General features: G+C 30.4%; 4 protein-coding genes. All 4 read left to right on the forward strand.

What is annotated here, in order from left to right:
• Positions 1–853: hypothetical protein (locus tag G0Q09_RS14595; protein WP_219035433.1), on the forward strand; the 853-nt coding region annotated here is incomplete at its 5' end.
• Positions 854–1,047: 194 nt separating this feature from the next.
• Positions 1,048–1,332 (forward strand): helix-turn-helix domain-containing protein, encoded by a 285-nt coding sequence (locus G0Q09_RS14600; protein WP_038335637.1) that lies wholly within the window; start codon positions 1,048–1,050, stop codon positions 1,330–1,332.
• Positions 1,333–1,621: 289 nt separating this feature from the next.
• Complete coding sequence (locus G0Q09_RS14605; protein ID WP_219035434.1) at positions 1,622–3,760, forward strand: VapE domain-containing protein; 2,139 nt, start codon at positions 1,622–1,624, stop codon at positions 3,758–3,760.
• Between the two features lie 483 nt (positions 3,761–4,243).
• Positions 4,244–4,474: a hypothetical protein gene (locus tag G0Q09_RS14610; protein ID WP_219035435.1), complete on the forward strand. Its 231-nt coding sequence runs from the start codon at positions 4,244–4,246 to the stop codon at positions 4,472–4,474.
• Positions 4,475–4,594 lie beyond the last annotated feature (120 nt).

Genomic DNA, 4,594 nt, shown 5'->3' on the forward strand with positions numbered 1-4,594 from the left:
ATTTGATAAGAAAGAGTTGAGTCTTAATCAGAATATGAGATTATATAGCTCTGAACTCGTTATAGTGTACTCAAACTCTTTTCTCTTCTTTTTATACTACAATTTAAGATTTTCAAATCTAAAGGAAATTGCTGATTTTATCAAACATCAACTTTTATATGCAAAAGATAAGCTACATTGGATTAATAAGTTTGAAAAGTTAGTTTCAGTAAATGAATTTCTGTTTGAAAAAGGAAGAAATAAAACTCGTTTAATGAAAATTTATACTTCAACAGAAATAATTCGATTAGGTTTATATAAACCAATAGAGATAAAAGACGAAGAAAGACCTGCACCGAGATACATCAATGCAGATTCAGAAGAACGTTATTTTTCGTTTTATAAAACACAGAAAGATCTGGAAAAGATGGAAGATTATTGCGATCAAATCTTTTTCTTAACCAATGAGAAATACGAATACGAACAAGCTAACATTCATTTTATCAATCCAAAGCTTCCAGAATATTCAGAGCAATGCAACAAGAAAATTGAACATTTACAACACATCAGAAGATTACAGGAAGAATTACAAGTAGTTAAAGAAGAAAAATGCAATTACAACAAATTACAATTCAATGGAAACGTAAATCAACTGGTTGATATATTTTATCAAATGTCCAGAGAACTTTTTGTAGATGGAAAACCATTTTTAGATGGAAATCTCAATGATATCGCAAAAGTAATTGTGTCCAATTTTGTTGATAAAGATGGAAACGAATTAAGCCTAAAAACCGTTCGAACAATTTTAACTCCATCACGAGAAGATAAACGACCAAATGTAAATAAGCGAATAGATATAGATAAATTGCTTTAAAGCATTCAATCCTAACTTACTCAGTTAGGATTTTTTTTGCTCAAAAAGGTCTTATTCAAAAAATAGCAAGTCTTTAACCAATCATAGATAAACAGTTAGTTTCAAAATTATTTTGGTCTTACAAGACCAACTTAAGACCTGGCGACTTTTTTTTCTATACTTCATTTGTTCCATAATCTTAAATAATTCAGAAAATGGAAGCAATCATTTTAACAAAGGAACAATACGATGCGATCGTATTCCAATTAGAGGAAATCACTAAAAAATTAAACAAAGCATTAGCAGCTAAACAAGAAACATTTATGGATAACCAAGAGTTTCTAATGCTAATGAAAATTTCAAAACGTACAGCTCAAACGTGGAGAGATGAAGGAAAGGTTTCATTCTGTCAAGTAGGCAACAAAATCTACTACAAAATGTCTGATGTCGAAAAGTTATTGAACGAACACTACAACAAATCATTCTCTAACAAACGCTAAGAGTGAAACGAAGAAATGGCATCTAAATCGTTGGCGTTAAGAAAATCATTTTTACGAAGGATTAGAAGGAATTACCGACCATCGGGAATGATTTAATTCATTCCCGAAGTGAAAAGGATTTTTAGCCTAAACGGATTTATAGCCTTGATTTTTTTTGTTTCGTTTTTGTGTCAAGACAAATCCGAAGGATTCATGAATACATTATTTATAAAATAATAAACCAATGAATAAAAATGAAAGTAAAGAACAATTCATTTTACTTTTTACATAATACATAATACAACAAAATATGAAATTCACCCTATTCCAAAACTTCAACGAAGTCATCAACACTGTTCCAATTGAGCAAATCGTAACAGAAATCAAAGAAGGAACATACAAAAGTCAAATTTTGTATTTAAGAAAATCCTTAGAACAAGGTAAAATGGAACCTTACGAAAAAGCAAAGAAATCATTAATAGCTTTTACACCAAGTGCAACATTCAAAGGAGGTAGAAAATTAGACTACCTCCAAAATTACAATCAAATAATCGTACTGGATATTGATAAAGTTGAGAAAAATAAGCTTGCCGAAATCAAACAAAAAGCGATTGAATTAAGTACAACATTTGTTGCTTTTATTAGTCCATCAAACAACGGATTAAAGCTATTCATCAAGGTTTCAACCAATCAAGAAGAACATAAAATCACGTACAACAATGTCAAAGAATTTTACGAAAAAGAATTAGAAATAGAAATCGATAAATCCGGAAAAGACATCACCAGGCTATGCTTCTACTCCTACGATCCAGAAATCTATTTTAATCCAAACGCAGAAGTTTTTTCTTGTTATTCTGAACAAAATTGTCATTTCGAGCTTGTCGAGAAATCTAATTCAGTTAGTCATCCTGAACTTGTTTCAGGATCTCATAACACGAATAAATCTAATAGCTCAAATCTCAATACTACAGATCTATTATACGATCATTGCGTCAGATTCACAAAACAGAAAATGGATTACGCTGAAGGAAACAGAAATAACTTTGTACATCAATTAGCGTGTAACCTAAACCGAAAAGGAATCAGTTATGCAGAAGCCTTAGGCTTTATTTTATCCGATTACAATTACAACGAAATCGAAGTAATGAATGCAGTAAAAAGTGCGTACAACAATACACACGAATTTGGTACTGATAAGGAGTATAAAACACCAAAAACAAAGGAAAAGACAAATCCGAAAAGTAGTTCAACAAACGAGGAAGAAATCGATGATGACGAAGAAAAACCTGCTGCCATAGAACGACTGGAAATGTTCCTAAACAAAAGGTACAACTTTAGGTACAACATTGTAACAGGAAAGCTCGAATACAAAAAGGTTCGAAACCAAATGTATAAGCCTATAACAGATTTTGTAGAAAACTCCATATTAAGAGAAGTTCTAAAAGCAAAAGTGAAATGCAGCATTCAAGGTTTACGCTATTTATTGCTATCGGATTATGTCGAACAATTTGATCCATTCAAAGATTATTTTTCGACGTTGCCAGAGATAAATCAAGAAGTCGATTACATCACCGAATTAGCCAATACCATCACAACTACCAATCAAGAATTATGGTTAGAGTGTTTCAAGAAATGGTTTGTTGCAATGGTGGCTTGTGTAACCAACGAAAAAGTAGTCAATCAAACAGTTATTGTGTTCAGTGGGAAACAAGGAATAGGAAAAACAACGTGGATGGAAAAGTTAGTACCTAAACCTTTAAAAGACTATTTGTTTTCAGGCACGATTAATCCCAACAACAAAGACACATTAATTCATTTGGCTGAATGTATGCTCATCAACTTGGACGAATTAGAAAACTTAAACAAAACAGAAATTGGCTCCTTAAAAGAAATCATTACCAAATCCCATATCAGAATGAGAAAAGCGTACGGACACAATAACGAAACTTTACCACGTAGAGCATCATTTGCAGGTTCGGTAAATACAGCTCAATTTTTAAATGATACAACAGGTTCGAGAAGATTCTTATGTTTTGAAGTTGAACACATCGAATATCATCACAGCGTAAATCTCGATAACTGTTATAAACAAGCATTACATCTAATCGAAGAAGGATTTAGGTATTGGTTCAACAACGAAGAGATTAAAAATATCAACCACAATAATGAGCAATACCAAATCAAATCCCCAGAAGAAGAATTGCTATTAACGTGGTTCGAAAAAGCCGACAGAGAAACTGCAACTGCTTTTCTTAATACGACACAAATAGCCACACGATTGGCTTATTTCGGGAATATAGCAGTGAATAATTCATCCATTAATCAATTAGGAAAAGCATTAAGGAAATTAGGATTTTTAAGAATTGTAAAAAGTAATAATTACGTTTACTGTGTGCGTGAGAAAGAATATGATGAAGTTCAAAAAGAAAACAAAATTTCGGATGAGTAAGTTAGTTAGATATTGATTAAAGTATGTGAAATATTTAGGTAGAAATTTTCATCTAATTGCACTTTAATTTATTGTTTTGAAAGGAGTAAGTAATGTAACCACTTTTTAGGGTAAAAAGAAAATTGTAAAATCTGCAAAATAAAAAACTATCCTCATTGGCTAATAGCAACGCAAAGGAGAACGTTAAGTTCTCCTTTTTGCTTCACATTCTTCGTTTAAATCACTTTTCTCAAAACATCAAATAAACAAAAATACTTTTTTGTTGAAATTTACTTACATAGGTTACTAAATTCTATAATTCAAACAAAATGATAATTAATTAAGGGGTTACCCATTTGACCTCTATTATTGATTTAGGAGTATTTTATATCCTTTTAATTATTATTTATTTAAATTTATTGCAAGAAATACAACTAATTATTATTGGTTGAAATCTTATATTTATAAATTAGCTTATTAAAACTACCTAACAAATTATAAAATATGGCACTTAAACCGATTAAATTACACGGAGAACAAAAACGTGTATTATTTTTAAATGTAAAAGAACCCGTTCAAATAAAAGGAGTTGCAGGTAGTGGTAAAACAACTGTAGCATTATATCGTGCAAAACATTTAGTAGATACACAATCAAATCTATTTCAAGAAGCTAAAGTGGCTATCTTTACATATAATAAAACTTTAGTAAAATATATTGAAGCTATTAGACTGTAATCTTCCCCTTGTTAAGAACACTTAAAAGTAGAGTTTTTATTTAATATTATTGTATTATTATTTTGATTAATTTGAAATGTAGGAAAATCATTAGGATTTTTGACCTTACCATATTTCAAT

The organism is Empedobacter falsenii, assembly GCF_019308355.1.
GTDB lineage: Bacteria > Bacteroidota > Bacteroidia > Flavobacteriales > Weeksellaceae > Empedobacter > Empedobacter falsenii_B.